Here is a 15,483-nt window from a genome sequence, read left to right as displayed (position 1 = left end):
CGTGACTACAGGGACGCGATGACGCGGTCCGCCAGGATGTAGACGTTCTCCTCGCCGCAGGCGAAGGTCAGCGTGTAGGCACCGGAGATCCCCGAGCCGCCCAGCAGGTACGGCGTCTGCCCCGCGCCCAGCGCGGCGGCCAGGCGCTCCGCGGTCTCGCGGTGCCCCGGGGTCATGCACAGGGTGGTGCCGTCGGCGAAGACGTACACGTCGAGGGTGCCCAGCGGGCCCGGACGGACGTCGGCCAGCGCGACGCTCGACTCGGCCAGCTCCTCCAGGGTCGCCACGGTGCGGTCGTGGTCGTTCACGGCCGGGGACGGGTTCGGCACGAAGTCCGGGTGGGAGGGGTGCCGGCGGCGGGCGGCGGCCAGCTCGGCGGACTCCCTGGGACCGGCGTGGCCCGCGTCCTGCGAGGACGGCTCGTCGGTGTCCGCGACCGGCTCGATCACGGGCTCCAGGCCCACCAGGTCCGTCTGGCGGGGCAGGAACAGCTCACTGTCGGACAGACCGAGCAGCAGGGGCGCGTCGGAGGCGTCCCGGGACTCCTGGGCGGCCCAGAAGGCCCGCGCCTCGGCGAGTTCCCGCTCGCGCTCCTCGGCGAGCGCCTCCGCGACGGCGGCGCGTATCTCCTCGGCATCGGCGGTGGTGCGGGCGGCGGGCACCCGGCCCCGCGCGGCGGTGGCCCGGCTCTCGGCCAGCTCGGCGCGCAGGGCGCTCACCTGCCGGCGCAGCACCAGGATGCTGCGCAGGACGGCGACGCCCACGGCGCCGGTGGCGGCCGTGGTGAGCAGCAGGGCGATCGGCATGGCGCTCACTGACGTACTCCCGGTTCAAAGTCGACCCCCGACTTCCTACATCAGCTTGAAGGGAGGACTAACCGTCTGTCAGTGCGTAACGTCACGAAACGGACAGGACTTTGGGCCCGGAGGGAAGGGGCGGGGATGGTCTGACCTGCGTAAATCCAGGGCACGGGAGAGGTAGGTCACATCCTGGGGGAGTTTGGGTCACAAAACGGCCCAGAACCCCGGGGTGAACGGGGTCCCGGGCCGTGTCGTCACGCAGGGCCCACCAGGCGCTACTGACGGTTCCTCAGCGCCCGTCGGCGGGGGGTCAGCTCAGGCGCTCGATGACCATGGCCATGCCCTGGCCGCCGCCGACGCACATGGTCTCCAGGCCGAACTGCTTGTCGTGCCACTGGAGGGAGTTGATCAGCGTGCCGGTGATGCGGGCGCCGGTCATGCCGAAGGGGTGGCCGACGGCGATGGCGCCGCCGTTGACGTTCAGCTTCTCCAGCGGGATGCCGAGGTCGCGGTAGGAGGGGATGACCTGCGCGGCGAACGCCTCGTTGATCTCGACCAGGTCGATGTCGCCGATGGTCAGCCCGGCGCGGGACAGTGCCTGCTTGCTGGCCTCGACCGGGCCCAGGCCCATGATCTCGGGGGACAGGCCGGAGACGCCGGTGGAGACGATGCGGGCGAGCGGGGTCAGGCCCAGCTCGCGGGCCTTGGTGTCGCTCATGATCACCAGGGCGGCGGCGCCGTCGTTGAGCGGGCAGCAGTTGCCCGCGGTGACCAGGCCGTCGGGGCGGAAGACGGGCTTGAGGCCCTGGACGCCCTCCAGGGTGACGCCGGCGCGGGGGCCGTCGTCCTTGGCGACGACCGTGCCGTCGGGGAGCGTGACCGGGGTGATCTCGCGCTCCCAGAAGCCGTTCTTGATGGCTTCCTCGGCGAGGTTCTGGGACCGGACGCCGAACTCGTCCATGTCCTGCCGGGTGATGCCCTTGGCGCGGGCGAGGTTCTCCGCGGTCTGGCCCATCGCGATGTACGGGTCGGGGACCAGGCCGTCCTCGCGCGGGTCGTGCCAGGTGGTGCCCTCCTGCTGGGCGACCTCGGCGGTGCGCGCCTCGGCCTCGGCGAAGAACGGGTTGTGCGTGTCCGGCAGGCTGTCGGAGTTGCCCTTGGCGAACCGGGAGACCATCTCGACACCGGCCGAGATGAAGACGTCGCCCTCACCGGCCTTGATGGCGTGCAGGGCCATGCGGGAGGTCTGCAGGGAGGAGGAGCAGTACCGGGTGACGGTGCAGCCGGGCAGGTGGTCCATGCCCATCTCGACGGCGACGATCCGGCCGAGGTTGTTGCCCTGCTCGCCGCCGGGCAGGCCGCAGCCGAGCATCAGGTCGTCGATGTCCCTCGGGTCCAGCTCGGGGACCTTCGCGAGCGCCGCCTGGATGATCGTGGCGGCCAGGTCGTCGGGGCGCAGGTCCTTCAGGGAGCCCTTGAAGGCCCGGCCGATGGGGGAACGGGCGGCAGAGACGATCACGGCTTCGGGCATCACGGCTCCAGTGATGAGGGGTTGGCGGCTGCTGGGGAAGTTACCCGGCCGTATGGCCTGGGTCACGGGTATGGGCGTGTGAGATGGGCCGCAACTTTCTAAGCGCTTGCTTTTGCCTCCGGCGGTGGGCGGGGCTTGTTCTGCGGGGGGTTGCGGCGGGCGTCGCTGGGGGCTGCGCCCCCAGACCCCCCTTTCGGCCTGGACGGCCTCGTCCTCAAACGCCGGACGGGCTGGTTGAACCCGCCTGCGTCAGGTGGTGCCGGGTTCGGTCGTCGGACGGGCTCGTCCTCAAGCGCCGGACGGGCTGGTTGAACCCGCCTGCGGCCGGCGGCGCCGCGTTCGGCCGTCGGACGGCCTCGTCCTCAAGCGCCGGACGGGCTGGTGGGGGCGGCCTGCGGCCGGCGGTTGAGCGGGCTCGGTTTCAGACGCCGGATGGGCTGGTGGGTTCCGCCTCGGTCACCCGGCGTCGCCTGCGGCGTTTCAGGAGGGCCCAGGGGCCGCGCGGGCCCGTGGGCATCGCGGCGGCGACCTCCGTGCCGGCCTCGGACGCCGCCTCCGCGGCCGCCCTGGCCACCGGCAGGAAACCCTCGCGGCGCAGTGCGTCCGGGTGCTCCTCCTCGGCCGGCCACAGGCCGAGCGCGGCGCACACCGACGGCAGGACGGCCATCGCGGCGGTGGCGTACCCCTCGGCGGACGGGTGGTAGTTGTCGGGGCCGAACAGCTCACGCGGGTTCTGCGCGAACTCCGGGCCCAGCAGATCGCCCAGCGACACCGTGCGCCCGCCCTGCTCGACGACGCCGATGGTCTGCGCCGCCGCGAGCTGCCGCGAGGCCCGCCGGGCCAGCCAGCGCAGCGGTTGCCGCACCCGCTCGATCGTGCCCAGGTCCGGACAGGTGCCGACCACCACCTCCGCGCCGGCCGTGCGCAGCCGCCGTACCGCCCCGGACAGGTGCCGCACCGAGCGGGTGGGCGGCATCCGATGGGTGACGTCATTGGCGCCGACCATGATCACGCAGATGTCCGGCACCCGGTCGGGGTCCGCGAGCACCAGCGCCACCTGCCGGTCCAGGTCGTCCGAGCACGCCCCCGGCTGCGCGACCGACCCCAGCCGCACCGGCCGCTCCGCCACCGCCGCGAGCCCCGACGCCAGCAGCGCACCCGGCGTCTGCCCGGCCCGGTGGACGCCCTGCCCGGCGGCCGTGGAGTCGCCCAGCATCATCAGCCGCAGCGGCGGATCACCGGCCGTGGGCAGGGTGCCGCCGTACAGCCCCTGCGCGTTCGGCACCCGGGTCGGCGTGCCCACGCCCACCCGTCGCCTGGCCAGCTGCACCTCCGCCACCACCAATCCGACCGCCGCCGCCCCCGCCAGCCCGATACCGCCGCCGCCGTACGCCGCGCCGGCCGCGATCCGCCGGGCCACCCGCGCCCTCGACATGCTCGTCATGCGTCGCCGCCACCTCCTCCAAGCCGTACACCCACTCCTTGCCCCGTACGGACGGTCGCCCAATCTCAACGCAGGGTGAACGACCGTCACGGGGCATCCGCAGGCCATAGGCTGGCCGCACCGATATCGACCCTTCCTTTGCGGCATCCGGAGACCACGGTGCAATTCCACGACTCGATGATCAGCCTCGTCGGCAACACCCCGCTGGTGCGGCTCAACAACGTGACCAAGGGGATCAGGGCCACCGTCCTGGCCAAGGTGGAGTACTTCAACCCGGGCGGCTCGGTGAAGGACCGCATCGCCCTGCGCATGATCGAGGCCGCGGAGAAGAGCGGAGAGCTGCGGCCGGGCGGCACGATCGTCGAGCCGACCAGCGGCAACACGGGCGTGGGACTCGCCATCGTGGCCCAGCAGAAGGGCTACAAGTGCATCTTCGTCTGCCCCGACAAGGTGTCCACCGACAAGATCAACGTGCTGCGCGCGTACGGCGCCGAGGTCGTCGTCTGCCCGACCGCGGTCGACCCCGAGCACCCCGACTCGTACTACAACGTCTCCGACCGGCTGGTCCGCGAGACGCCGGGCGCCTGGAAGCCGGACCAGTACTCCAACCCGAACAACCCGCTCTCGCACTACCACTCCACGGGTCCCGAGCTGTGGGAGCAGACCGAGGGGAAGATCACCCACTTCGTGACCGGCGTCGGCACCGGCGGCACCATCTCCGGCACCGGCCGGTACCTGAAGGACGCCAGTGACGGCGCGGTGAAGGTGATCGGCGCCGACCCCGAGGGCTCCGTCTACTCCGGCGGCTCCGGACGCCCGTACCTGGTCGAGGGGGTCGGCGAGGACTTCTGGCCGACGGCGTACGACCGCGAGGTCGCGGACGAGATCGTCGCCGTCTCCGACAAGGACTCCTTCCAGATGACCCGCCGCCTCGCCAAGGAGGAGGGCCTGCTGGTGGGCGGCTCCTGCGGCATGGCGGTCGTCGCCGCCCTGGAGGTGGCGGCGCGGCTCGGCGAGGACGACGTGGTGGTCGTGCTGCTGCCGGACAGCGGACGCGGCTACCTCAGCAAGATCTTCAACGACGAGTGGATGGCCGACTACGGCTTCCTGGAGGACGCCGGCCCCAGCGCCCGCGTCGCCGAGGTGCTGAACCACAAGGAGGGCGGCCACATCCCCTCCCTCGTCCACATGCACCCGGACGAGACCGTCGGCGAGGCCATCGAGGTGCTGCGCGAGTACGGCGTCTCGCAGATGCCGATCGTCAAGCCCGGCGCCGGCCACCCGGACGTGATGGCCGCGGAGGTCGTCGGCTCGGTCGTGGAACGCGAGCTGCTGGACGCGCTGTTCACCAAGCGCGCCTCGCTGGAGGACCCGCTGGAGAAGCACATGTCCGCCCCGCTGCCCCAGGTCGGCTCCGGTGAGCCCGTCGCGGACCTGATGTCGGTGCTCGGCGGCGCCGACGCGGCGATCGTCCTCGTCGAGGGCAAGCCGACCGGTGTGGTGAGCCGGCAGGACCTGCTGTCCTTCCTCGCCAAGGGCAAGTAGGGCAGGCGGGGTCCGCGACCCGGTCCGGGAGCTTCGTGATCTTCGTGGACTTCGCGGAAGTGGTACGCGCACGTCATGTGCGCGCAGCAGTCGCTTAACACGGGACCGGCAGAGTACGGGGTGTCGGCAGGGAAGGGAGCGGCTCCCCGGACCCGCCGACGCCGAACGGCGTCACGGACTTTCCGGAGCGGCTCCCGGACCTCCAAGGACGCCACGGACGCGCCGCCCGGTCGTGAGGCCCGGCACCGCGTCCCCCGCGGGGACCGCCGTCGTCCCGCCCCCCAGTGATGGGGGTGCGGCGGTCCCCGCGCAGTCTTTCCCCCTCCGGCCCCACCGCGGCCCTCAGTCCTCCCAGGCGTCGTCCCTGTCCCCGCGGCGGCGGCGTCCGAACAGGTCGGGATTGGTGCGGGCGACCTGGACCACGTTGACCCCGACGATGCCGGCCCAGGCGACCAGCATCCCCGGCAGGTGCGCCACGCCGCCGCCGATCGCGGACAGCGGGACCGCGAGCACCAGCGAGACGATGCCGAAGCCGAAGCGCTCGCCGAAGGAGTCCGTGGGCCTCGGCGAGCGGCTGTCCCGGGCGGCCGTCAGCTGCTGCTCGGCGAGCTGCCGGCGCACCCGGCGCTCCACCGCTCCGTCGATGCGCTGGTCGACCTTCTCCAGGAACGAGTCGACCAGCGCCGACTCGTACTCCTCGCCGAGTTCCCTGCGGGTCTGCAAGGTGGCGTCGAGTTCCTTCTTCAGGTCGGTGTCGCGTGCGTCCATTCCCGTCATGCGACCCAAGGTAGGGACCCGGGGCGCCGTCGGCACTGGGGACAACCCCCGTTTTCGGCGGGGGCCGTCCGGTAGGGGGCGGACTCGGCACCCGGGCGGCCTCCCGGCCCGTTCAGCCCGCTCCCCGTCCCTCCCGCCGGGCCAGGGCACGCCGCGACGCCCTGTCGATCATCCGCAGCCCCCGGGCGCGGCCGACCGGACGCAACGCCCTCTGCAATGGCGCCGACCAGGGCCCGCGATGACCGCCGAGGACCGCGAAGCGGGTCCCCGACCCCTCCGCGACCGCGGCCAGACGCCGGCCCCCGGGCACGCCGACGACCTCAGTGTCGAGGTGGTCCCGGGCTGCGGGCACTACCTCCACGAGGAGCGCCCGGACCTGGTCGCACGGGCTGCCGAGCGCCTCTTCTCCGGCACCGGCTGACTCGGCCCGGCGCGGCCCGCCCGCGGCCTGTATAACGGTATGCAGATGCCGGGGCGCGTGAATAGGTCGAGGGGGCCACGTCATGAACGGGACTGGCGGCACCAGCGGGGCGGACGGGACGAGCGGCACGGACAGCCCGGCCGCACGGTTGCAGGCCCTGTTCGAGGGGCACCGGCTGACGCCGACCCAGCGGCGCATCGCGCACAGCATGGTGCGCCGCGCGTCCGACGTGCCGTTTCTTTCCAGCGTGGAGCTGGCCGAGCTGGCGGGGGTCAGCCAGCCGTCCGTGACCCGCTTCGCCGTCGCCCTCGGTTTCGACGGCTATCCGGCGCTGCGGCGCCATCTGCGCGAGGTCGCCCCCGCGGAACCGGTCGCGGACACCGGGTCCGGCAACGAGTACCAGCAGGCGGTGGCGGCCGAGATCGAGAACCTGCGGCACCTCGCGGAGGTGCTGGCCGACCCGGGCCCGGTGCGGGAAGCGGGCCGCCTGCTCGCCGCAAGCCGGCCGCTGCCGGTGCTCGGGCTGCGGGCCGCCGCCGCCCAGGCACACGGCTTCGCCTACTTCGCCGCCAAGGTCCACCCGGACGTCCGGCTGCTCGGCGAGGGCGGCACGATGCTCCACGACCGCATCGACGCCGCCGTCCGGGCCGGGGCGGCCACGCTGCTCTGCTTCGCCCTGCCCCGGCACCCGCGCGAGGTCGTCGAGGCGCTCGCCCACGCCAAGGAGGCGGGGCTCACGGTGGTGACCGTCGCCGACTCCGCCTTCGCGCCGGTCGCCAAGGTGTCCGACCTGCTGCTGCCCGCCGCCGTCGGCACCGGCCTCGCCTTCGACACCGCCTGCGCGCCGATGCTGCTCGGCCGGGTGCTGCTCGAGGCGATGTGCGACGACCTGCCGGACGCGCAGGCCCGGCTGGAGGAGTTCGACGCCAAGGCCGCGGCGCGGGGACTCTTCGTGGACTGACCTGGCGCGAGTGCCCCGGACGGCGGACGGGTTCTCAGATTCGTCTCAGCTTGCCCCGTTACAGTGCGGCGCCTGACACACCCTTCAGACGCAACGCACAGGCAGGAACGGGACAGGAGGCAGGACGTGGCGCGCGGAGGACAGGTGGGGCTGGCTCGGGTCGCCGTCGTCGTACGGGCGGGCGCCGCACCACTGTGGTGGCTGGGCGTTTTCGCGGCGGGCATCGGCGTGCTGGTGCCGGGGCTCACCGGACGCCGGATCGGGGTGCTGGCCGGTGCCGCGCTCTTCATCGTCGCCACGGCCGCCGTGGCGTGGGTGCGCCGGCGGCGCTACACCGCCCTGGCCGGTTCGGCCGCCCGCGCGGGCAAGCACGACGTGCTCCAGGACCGCCGGGTCACCGTGCGCAACTGGCGCCGGGGCCACCGCTGGTGGCTGCTTCTCGCCTTCCTCGCCGCCCTCGGCAGCGCCTTCGCCGTGCCCGCGGCGGGCGGGCTGCTGCTGGCCGGCTGCGGCGCCGGGCTGTGGCTCAAGTCCGCCTGGATCGGCCGCCGCGAGCAGGCCGGGGACGCCCTGCTGTGGGTCCGCGTGGACTGGCTCGCCGACAACGCCGGCCGCCCCGCGGGCAAGAGGGTCAAGGCCTACCGCAGCACGGGCATCGCGGCGGGCGACGCGGCACCCGGCGGGGCGAGGCGCAAGACGCCGGTCTCCGTCTGACGGGGGAGCCGGCTCGTCCCGCGCTGCCCGCCTTCGCGGTGAAGGCGGGCAGCGCGGATCTTCATGACGCCGCCGCCTGCCCTGGCGCCCCCATCCCGCACGCGCACGCACACACGCACCCGCGCACGCGCACGCGCACCGCGCTGGACACGGCCCTGTTGACTAGCTCTATTCAGGAGGCGAGGATATGAATATCCGTAGCAACAATCCGCCGGGAGCAAGCCACCAGGAGGCAGACCATGTCCGGACCTCGTCCTGTCCGAGCGCCACGCGGTACCGAGCCGAGCGCCCTGGGCTGGCAGCAGGAGGCCGCCCTGCGGATGCTGCAGAACAACCTCGACCCGGAGGTCGCCGAGCACCCCGACAAGCTCGTCGTCTACGGCGGCACGGGGAAGGCGGCCCGCGACTGGCGCTCCTTCGACGCGATGGTGCGGACGCTGCGCACCCTCAAGCAGGACGAGACGATGCTCGTCCAGTCCGGCCGCCCGGTCGGCGTCATGCAGACCCACGAGTGGGCCCCGCGGGTCCTCATCGCCAACTCCAACCTGGTCGGCGACTGGGCCAACTGGGAGGAGTTCCGCCGCCTGGAGGCCCTCGGCCTGACCATGTACGGGCAGATGACGGCCGGCTCCTGGATCTACATCGGCACCCAGGGCATCCTCCAGGGCACCTACGAGACCTTCGCCGCCGTCGCCGCGAAGAAGTTCGGCGGCACCCTGGCCGGGACGATCACCCTCACCGCCGGTCTCGGCGGCATGGGCGGCGCCCAGCCGCTGGCCGTCACCATGAACGACGGCGTCGTGATCTGCGTCGACTGCGACCCGCGCGCCATCGACCGCCGCATCGAGCACCGCTACCTCGACGTCAAGGCCGACTCCCTCGACCACGCCCTCCAGCTGGCCACCGAGGCCCGCGACCGGCGCGAGCCGCTGTCCATCGGCGTCCTCGGCAACGCCGCCGAGCTGGTCCCGCAGCTCCTCGCCATGGGCGCCCCGATCGACATCGTCACCGACCAGACCTCGGCCCACGACCCGCTGGCCTACCTGCCCACCGGCATCGCCTTCGAGGACATGGCCGACGCCGCCGCCAAGGACCCGGCCGGCTTCACCACCCGGGCCCGCGAGTCCATGGCCCGGCACGTCGAGGCCATGGTCGGCTTCCAGGACGCCGGTGCCGAGGTCTTCGACTACGGCAACTCCATCCGCGGCGAGGCCCGGCTCGCCGGGTACGACCGGGCCTTCGCCTTCCCGGGCTTCGTACCGGCGTACATCCGCCCCCTGTTCTGCGAGGGCAAGGGCCCCTTCCGGTGGGCCGCCCTGTCCGGCGACCCCGCCGACATCGCCAAGACCGACAAGGCGATCCTCGACCTCTTTCCGGAGAACGAGTCCTTGGCCCGCTGGATCAAGATGGCGGGGGAGCGGGTCCACTTCCAGGGCCTGCCCGCCCGTATCTGCTGGCTCGGCTACGGCGAGCGCGACAAGGCCGGTGAGCGGTTCAACGACATGGTCGCGAGCGGCGAGCTGGCCGCCCCGATCGTCATCGGCCGCGACCACCTCGACTGCGGCTCCGTCGCCTCCCCGTACCGCGAGACCGAGGCCATGCTCGACGGCTCCGACGCCATCGCGGACTGGCCGCTGCTCAACGCCATGGTCAACGTGGCCTCCGGGGCCTCCTGGGTCTCCCTCCACCACGGCGGCGGCGTCGGCATGGGCCGCTCCCTGCACGCCGGGCAGGTCACCGTCGCCGACGGCACCCCGCTCGCCGGGGAGAAGATCCGCCGGGTGCTCACCAACGACCCCGGCATGGGCGTCATCCGGCACGTCGACGCCGGGTACGACATCGCCGAGTCGGTCGCCGCGGAGCGGGGCGTGCGGGTGCCGATGCGCGAAGGCCGCGAGGGCGACGACGCGCGCGAAGGTGACGGCGCGTGAGCTTCCACAGCATGTGGGCGGAGCTGCTGCCGATCGGCCGCAGCTCCGCCTCCGGCGGCTACCGCCGTTACGCCTGGACCGGCGCCGACGCCGACTGCCGGACCTGGTTCCAGGAGCAGGCCGAGGCGCGCGGGCTCACCTACGAGACCGACCGCAACGGCAACCAGTGGGCCTGGCTCGGCGACCCGGCCGCCGGGAACGCCGTCGTCACCGGGTCCCACCTGGACTCCGTGCCCGACGGCGGCGCCTTCGACGGCCCCCTCGGCGTCGTCTCCGCCTTCGCCGCCCTGGACGAACTGCGCGGGCGGGGAGCGCGGTTCACCCGGCCGCTGGGCATCGTCAACTTCGGCGACGAGGAGGGCGCCCGCTTCGGCCTCGCCTGCGTCGGCTCCCGGCTCACCTCCGGCGCGCTCACCGTCGAGCAGGCGCACCGCCTCACCGACGGCGACGGCATCACCCTCCCGCGGGCCATGGAGTCCGCCGGGTACGACCCCGGCACCCTCGGCCCCGACCCCGAACGGCTCGCCCGCATCGGCGCCTTCGTCGAACTCCACGTCGAACAGGGCCGCGCCCTCGACCTGTCCGGCGACCGGATCGGCATCGCCTCCGCCATCTGGCCGCACGGACGCTGGCGGTTCGACTTCCGCGGCGAGGCCAACCACGCCGGCACCACCCGCCTCGCCGACCGGCACGACCCGATGCTGCCCTACGCCGAGACCGTCCTCGCCGCCCGCCGCGAGGCCGAACTCGCCGGTGCCGTCGCCACCTTCGGCAAGATCGGCGTCGAACCCAACGGCGTCAACGCCATCCCCTCCCTGGTGCGCGGCTGGCTCGACTCCCGCGCCGCCGACCAGGCGAGCCTGGACACCGTGGTCACCGGAATCGAGAAGGCCGCCCGCGAGCACGCCGCCGCCCACGGCGTGGACCTCGACGTCGTCCGCGAGTCCTTCACCCCCGTCGTCGACTTCGACCACGCCCTGCGCGACGAACTCGCCCGCATCCTGGGCACGGAGACGGAGCTGAAGGTCCCCGTCCTCGGCACCGGCGCCGGACACGACGCCGGAATCCTCTCCGACCGCATCCCGACCGCCATGCTGTTCGTACGCAACCCCACCGGCGTCTCGCACTCCCCGGCCGAGCACGCCGCCGAGGACGACTGCGTGGCCGGGGTGAGTGCACTCGCCGACGTACTGGAAGGGCTGGCCTGCACGTGACCTCCTCCTCGCGGACCCGCACGTACTGGCTGGAGCACGCCTGGCTCGGCACCCACGTCGAGCCGGACGTCGCCGTGGAGGTGAGCGAGGGCCGCATCACCGCCGTCCGTACGGACGTCCCCACGCCGCCTCCGGGCGCCGAGATCCTGCGCGGACTGACCCTGCCGGGACTGGCCAACGCCCACTCGCACGCCTTCCACCGGGCCCTGCGCGGCACCGTGCAGGTCGGCTCCGGCACCTTCTGGACCTGGCGCGAGGTGATGTACTCCGTCGCCGACCGGCTGACCCCGGACACCTACCACGCCCTCGCCCGCGCCGTGTACGCCGAGATGGCACTGGCCGGCATCACCACCGTCGGCGAGTTCCACTACCTCCACCACGCGCCCGGAGGCACCCCCTACGCCGACCCCAACGCGATGGGCGACGCCCTGATCGAGGCCGCCGCCGAAGCCGGTGTCCGCATCACCCTCCTCGACACCTGTTACCTGTCCTCCGGCTTCGGCGAGCCCCCGAGCACCCACCAGCTCCGCTTCTCCGACGGCACGGCTCAGGCCTGGGCCGAACGCTGTTCAGTTCTCAAGGAACGGGATCACGCACGGATCGGGGCCGCGATCCACTCCGTACGGGCCGTGCCCGCGGACCAGTTGGCGACCGTGGCGCAGTGGGCGGAGGCGCGGCGGGCCCCGCTGCATGTGCACCTGTCCGAGCAGACCGCCGAGAACGACGCCTGCCGACAGGCCCACGGCCGCACGCCCACCCGGCTCCTCGCCGACCACGGGGTGCTGGGCGCCCGCACCACCGGCGTCCACAACACTCACCTCACCGACGAGGACATCGCCCTGCTCGGCGGCAGCCGCACCGGCACCTGCATGTGCCCCACCACGGAACGGGACCTCGCCGACGGCATCGGTCCGGCCGCCGCGCTCCAGCGGGCCGGCTCACCGCTGTCCCTCGGCTCCGACAGCCACGCCGTCGTCGACCTGCTGGAAGAGGCGCGTGCCATGGAGCTGAACGAACGCCTGCGCACCCGCACCCGCGGCCACTGGACCGCCGCCGCACTGCTGAGCGCCGCCACCGCCGACGGTCACGCCGCCCTCGGCTGGGACGACACCGGCCGCATCGAGACCGGAGCCCGCGCCGACCTCACGACGATCGCGCTGGACTCGGTCAGAACAGCGGGGCCGCTGCCCAGGCTCGGCGCCGAGACGGCCGTATTCGCCGCGACGGCAGCGGACGTACGGCACACGGTCGTGGGCGGGCGGCACGTCGTACGCGACGGGGCGCACGCCCTCGTACCGGATGTGCCGCAGGCCCTGGCGCGGGCCGTCGAAGCCCTGCGCGCCTGACGACCGGCCCCCGCCCGCGGACCGGCCCCCGCCCCAGCCCCCACGAGGACACCAGGGACCCCATGAGCAGCAGCACCGTCATCACCAACATCGCCGCACTCGTCACCAACGACCCCTCCCTCGGCGACCACTCCCCGCTCGGTCTGGTCCGGGACGCGGCCCTCGTCATCGAGGGCGACCGCGTCGTGTGGACCGGTGAATCAAGCAAAGCACCCGCCACTGACAATCGGGTCGACGCCGGTGGCCGGGCGGTCCTCCCCGGCTTCGTGGACTCCCACTCCCACCTCCTCTTCGCGGGCGACCGCACCGAGGAGTTCAACGCCCGCATGTCCGGCCGTCCCTACAGCGCGGGCGGCATCCGCACCACCGTCGCCGCCACCCGCGCCGCGAGCGACGACGAACTGGAGGCCGGGCTCACCCGCTACCTCGCGGAGGCCCTGCGCCAGGGCACCACCACCTTCGAGACCAAGTCCGGCTACGGCCTGACCACCGCCGACGAGTCCCGCGCCCTGCGCGTCGCCGCCCGCCACACCGACGAGGTCACCTTCCTCGGCGCCCACATCGTCGCCCCCGAACTCGCCGACGACCCCGCCGCCTACGTCGACCTGGTCACCGGCGAGATGCTCGACGCCTGCGCCCCGCACGCCCGCTGGATCGACGTGTTCTGCGAGAAGGGCGCCTTCGACGGCGACCAGGCCCGCGCCATCCTCACCGCGGGCAAGGCGAAGGGACTGCACCCCCGCATCCACGCCAACCAGCTCTCCTACGGCCCCGGCGTCCGGCTCGCCGTCGAACTCGACGCCGCCAGCGCCGACCACTGCACCCACCTCACCGACGCGGACGTGGACGCCCTCGCGGGCAGCCGTACGGTCGCGACCCTGCTGCCCGGCGCCGAGTTCTCCACCCGCGCGCAGTGGCCGGACGCCCGGCGGCTCCTCGACGCCGGTGCCACGGTCGCGCTGTCCACCGACTGCAACCCCGGGTCGTCCTTCACGTCCTCCGTGCCCTTCTGCATCGCGCTCGCCGTACGGGACATGGGGATGACGCCCGACGAGGCGGTCTGGTCGGCCACCGCGGGCGGTGCCGCGGCCCTGCGCCGGGACGACGTCGGCCGCCTCACCCCGGGCGCGTACGCCGACCTGACGCTGCTGGACGCCCCGAGCCATGTGCACCTGGCCTACCGGCCCGGCGTGCCACTGGTCGCGGGCGTGTGGCGGCGGGGCGTGCGTAGGGTGTGACCGGCGGGTGAACCGGGGAGCGGGGGACGGATGGCCAAGTACTGGTGGACGCCGTTCCTGGTGAACGTGCTGCTCGGGATTCCGGGCGTCGTGCCGTTCTGGCTCGTGTGGTACCTGATGGTCAACTGGCCGCTGGCGGAACTGGGCTGGACCGTGCGCGAGCCGACGGAGAACGACGGCATGGCGCTCTGGCTGGTGATCGTCGTCCCGGTGGTGGCGCTCTTCGGGATGATCTGGTGGCTGGTCAACGCGCCGTTGCGACGCCGGACGTCGCTCGCGCCGCGCACCTTCTGGCTCCTGTGCGCTCTGGCCCCGCTGCTGCCGATGACGGCGCTGATCGCCAACTCCGTGTGAGAGCCGGGCAGCCCGAAGGGGGGCGGCCCGGCTCCGGACCACCCCCCCCTGGAGGGCAAGCGTCACCCGGTGAGGACTACTCCTCGACCGTGAGCCCCTTGCGCAGCCGTACGAGGGTCCGCGACAGCAGACGGGAGACGTGCATCTGGGAGATGCCCAGCTCCTCGCCGATCTCCGACTGGGTCATGCCGGCGACGAAACGGAGCGAGAGGATCTTCCGGTCCCGCGAGGGCAGTTCGGCGATCAGCGGCTTCAGCGACTCGACGTACTCGATGCCCTCGAGCCCGTGGTCCTCGTAGCCGATCCGGTCGGCGAGCGCGCCCTCCGCGTCGTCCTCCTCCGGCTGGGCGTCCAGCGAGGAGGCGGTGTAGGCGTTGGACGCCGCCATGCCCTCGACGACCTCGTCCTTGGACAGGCCCAGGTGCTCGGCCAGCTCGGTCACCGTGGGGGCGCGGTCGAGGCGCTGGGCCAGCTCGTCGCCGGCCTTCGCCAGGTCGAGCCGCAGCTCCTGGAGGCGCCGCGGGACCCGCACGGACCACGAGGTGTCGCGGAAGAAGCGCTTGATCTCGCCGATGATGGTCGGCATCGCGAACGTGGGGAACTCCACACCGCGCGACAGCTCGAAGCGGTCGATCGCCTTGATCAGGCCGATGGTGCCGACCTGGATGATGTCCTCCATCGGCTCGCTGCGCGAGCGGAAGCGGGAGGCGGCGAACTTGACCAGCGCGAGGTTCAGCTCGACGAGCGTGTTGCGTACGTACGCGTGTTCGTGGGTGCCTTCCTCCAGCGACTCCAGCCGCTCGAAGAGGGTCTTGGACAGGGCCCTGGCGTCCGCCGGAGCGACCTCGTCGTACGCGGGGATGTCCGGAAGCCCGGCGAGTGCGCCGTCGTGGTCGACGACGGCGTCGTGATGCTCGATGGGATTCAGATGTTCCGGAGGGAGTGTCGACGTCGCTTGGCGGGTACGCGATCCGTCGAGCCGGGGTGACATGATGTCCTCCATCGTTCTCGGCATGCGGCTGCCGAAGCCAAATACGTGCACTGCGGTGTGCGGCGCCTCCAAAGCCGGCCGTGTCGGTTTACGTGTCCTACTAGCCCTACCGGGTTTACCGAGCCGACCGCAAGTGTGTTATGTGCGGGTATGTCCGTTTGTGTGCGGTTGTTCGGGTGTCGGAGTGCGGTGGGTTGGCGTAGTGTTCGAGGGCGT

The 15,483-nt window shown here is 72.8% G+C and carries 14 protein-coding genes; 9 read left to right on the top strand and 5 right to left on the bottom strand.

What is annotated here, in order from left to right; all coding sequences use genetic code 11:
* Nucleotides 1–5: 5 nt before the first annotated feature.
* The 3 genes from ACIRGB_RS14670 to ACIRGB_RS14660 all read right to left on the bottom strand — a co-directional run bounded on the left by ACIRGB_RS14670 (nucleotide 6) and on the right by ACIRGB_RS14660 (nucleotide 3,775).
* On the bottom strand, nucleotides 6–815 hold the full coding sequence (locus tag ACIRGB_RS14670) for a hypothetical protein (protein ID WP_403863640.1): 810 nt from the start codon (nucleotides 813–815) through the stop codon (nucleotides 6–8).
* Between the two features lie 295 nt (nucleotides 816–1,110).
* A complete protein-coding gene (locus ACIRGB_RS14665) occupies nucleotides 1,111–2,331 on the bottom strand; it encodes an acetyl-CoA C-acetyltransferase (protein ID WP_403863638.1) in 1,221 nt (406 codons plus the stop codon).
* A 421-nt stretch (nucleotides 2,332–2,752) separates the two neighbouring features.
* Complete coding sequence (locus ACIRGB_RS14660; RefSeq protein WP_403863635.1) at nucleotides 2,753–3,775, bottom strand: SGNH/GDSL hydrolase family protein; 1,023 nt, start codon at nucleotides 3,773–3,775, stop codon at nucleotides 2,753–2,755.
* 159 nt (nucleotides 3,776–3,934) lie between these two features.
* Here ACIRGB_RS14660 and ACIRGB_RS14655 point away from each other — a divergent pair, with 159 nt between their 5' ends.
* The gene (locus ACIRGB_RS14655) at nucleotides 3,935–5,320 is read left to right on the top strand and encodes a cystathionine beta-synthase (RefSeq protein WP_403863632.1); all 1,386 of its coding nucleotides are present in this window, start codon (nucleotides 3,935–3,937) and stop codon (nucleotides 5,318–5,320) included.
* A gap of 342 nt (nucleotides 5,321–5,662) precedes the next feature.
* Here the strand turns inward: ACIRGB_RS14655 and ACIRGB_RS14650 are convergent, their stop codons facing one another.
* A complete protein-coding gene (locus ACIRGB_RS14650) occupies nucleotides 5,663–6,088 on the bottom strand; it encodes a hypothetical protein (protein ID WP_403864851.1) in 426 nt (141 codons plus the stop codon).
* 247 nt (nucleotides 6,089–6,335) lie between these two features.
* Here ACIRGB_RS14650 and ACIRGB_RS14645 point away from each other — a divergent pair, with 247 nt between their 5' ends.
* The 8 genes from ACIRGB_RS14645 (at nucleotide 6,336) to ACIRGB_RS14610 (ending at nucleotide 14,276) form a co-directional block, all read left to right on the top strand.
* Nucleotides 6,336–6,518, top strand: a complete 183-nt coding sequence (locus ACIRGB_RS14645) for an alpha/beta fold hydrolase (RefSeq protein WP_403863630.1) — start codon at nucleotides 6,336–6,338, stop codon at nucleotides 6,516–6,518.
* Nucleotides 6,519–6,600: 82 nt separating this feature from the next.
* Nucleotides 6,601–7,479, top strand: a complete 879-nt coding sequence (locus tag ACIRGB_RS14640) for a MurR/RpiR family transcriptional regulator (RefSeq protein WP_403863628.1) — start codon at nucleotides 6,601–6,603, stop codon at nucleotides 7,477–7,479.
* Nucleotides 7,480–7,605: 126 nt separating this feature from the next.
* On the top strand, nucleotides 7,606–8,193 hold the full coding sequence (locus ACIRGB_RS14635; RefSeq protein WP_403863626.1) for a hypothetical protein: 588 nt from the start codon (nucleotides 7,606–7,608) through the stop codon (nucleotides 8,191–8,193).
* A gap of 239 nt (nucleotides 8,194–8,432) precedes the next feature.
* Nucleotides 8,433–10,124: a urocanate hydratase gene (hutU, locus tag ACIRGB_RS14630; RefSeq protein ID WP_403863625.1), complete on the top strand. Its 1,692-nt coding sequence runs from the start codon at nucleotides 8,433–8,435 to the stop codon at nucleotides 10,122–10,124.
* Nucleotides 10,121–11,338 (top strand): allantoate amidohydrolase, encoded by a 1,218-nt coding sequence (locus ACIRGB_RS14625; protein WP_403863624.1) that lies wholly within the window; start codon nucleotides 10,121–10,123, stop codon nucleotides 11,336–11,338. The genes hutU and ACIRGB_RS14625 overlap by 4 nt, the downstream gene beginning before the upstream one ends.
* Nucleotides 11,335–12,684: a formimidoylglutamate deiminase gene (locus ACIRGB_RS14620; protein ID WP_403863623.1), complete on the top strand. Its 1,350-nt coding sequence runs from the start codon at nucleotides 11,335–11,337 to the stop codon at nucleotides 12,682–12,684. The genes ACIRGB_RS14625 and ACIRGB_RS14620 overlap by 4 nt, the downstream gene beginning before the upstream one ends.
* A 62-nt stretch (nucleotides 12,685–12,746) precedes the next feature.
* On the top strand, nucleotides 12,747–13,922 hold the full coding sequence (gene hutI / locus ACIRGB_RS14615; RefSeq protein WP_403863621.1) for an imidazolonepropionase: 1,176 nt from the start codon (nucleotides 12,747–12,749) through the stop codon (nucleotides 13,920–13,922).
* A 30-nt stretch (nucleotides 13,923–13,952) separates the two neighbouring features.
* Nucleotides 13,953–14,276 (top strand): hypothetical protein, encoded by a 324-nt coding sequence (locus ACIRGB_RS14610; RefSeq protein ID WP_403863619.1) that lies wholly within the window; start codon nucleotides 13,953–13,955, stop codon nucleotides 14,274–14,276.
* A gap of 76 nt (nucleotides 14,277–14,352) precedes the next feature.
* Here the strand turns inward: ACIRGB_RS14610 and ACIRGB_RS14605 are convergent, their stop codons facing one another.
* Nucleotides 14,353–15,279 carry an RNA polymerase sigma factor SigF gene (locus ACIRGB_RS14605; RefSeq protein ID WP_403864849.1) on the bottom strand — a complete coding sequence of 309 codons (927 nt, stop codon included), beginning with the start codon at nucleotides 15,277–15,279 and terminating at the stop codon, nucleotides 14,353–14,355.
* Between the last annotated feature and the right edge of the window lie 204 nt (nucleotides 15,280–15,483).

The sequence above is a fragment of the Streptomyces sp. NPDC102490 genome (assembly GCF_044765285.1).
Lineage (GTDB): Bacteria > Actinomycetota > Actinomycetes > Streptomycetales > Streptomycetaceae > Streptomyces.
Note: the sequence above shows the minus strand (reverse complement) of the source record. Positions and strands in the feature narration are given on the sequence as shown.